This is a genomic window from Sulfolobus sp. B1, from assembly GCF_007050195.1.
In the GTDB taxonomy this organism is placed as follows: domain Archaea; phylum Thermoproteota; class Thermoprotei_A; order Sulfolobales; family Sulfolobaceae; genus Saccharolobus.
Genome location: NZ_QIMI01000347.1, coordinates 1 through 626, shown reverse-complemented (window position 1 = coordinate 626; position 626 = coordinate 1). Strand labels below are relative to the sequence as shown.

Annotated in this window: 1 protein-coding gene; it reads right to left on the bottom strand. The window is 42.2% G+C overall.

The window, feature by feature from the left end:
- Window positions 1–615, bottom strand: a 615-nt coding sequence (locus tag DMP16_RS10635) for an ABC transporter ATP-binding protein (RefSeq protein ID WP_143577258.1), incomplete at its 3' end; no start/stop codon positions are given.
- Window positions 616–626: the final 11 nt, after the last annotated feature.

The following is a 626-nucleotide window of genomic DNA, read 5'->3' as shown; positions in this document are numbered from 1 at the left end:
AAAAATATCAGCAGGATCATGACTAACAATAAGCAAAGTAACCCCCAACCTCCCTTGAACATCCTTAACCAAAGCCCTAGCACTATCCCTCATCCTAGCATCCAAATTACTAAAAGGCTCATCCAACAAAAGCAAAGAAGGATTCTTAACCAAAGCCCTAGCCAAAGCAACCCTCTGCTGCTGACCACCAGACAACTCCCTAGGATAATGACCCAAAACATGAGAAATATCCAAAATCTCAGCAACCTCCTCAACCCTCCTCCTAATCTCACCCCTACTAAGCCTCATATTAGTCAAAGGAAAAGCAATATTCTCAAAAGCAGTAAGATTAGGATACAAAGCCCAAGTCTGAAAAACCATACCAATCCTCCTATCCTCAGGGGGAACAACAAGCCTACCATTAGAAGCAACAACCCTATCATCAAACAAAAGCTCACCACTAGAAGGAACATCCAAACCAGCAACAATCCTCATAAAAGTAGTCTTACCAGCACCACTAGGACCCAAAACACCAAACCTAGAACCACTCTCAACAACCAAACTAACATTATCCAAAGCAACAACAGAACCCCTCTTAAAAACCTTACTAATACTCCTAGCAACAATCCTAACCAAACATCACACCC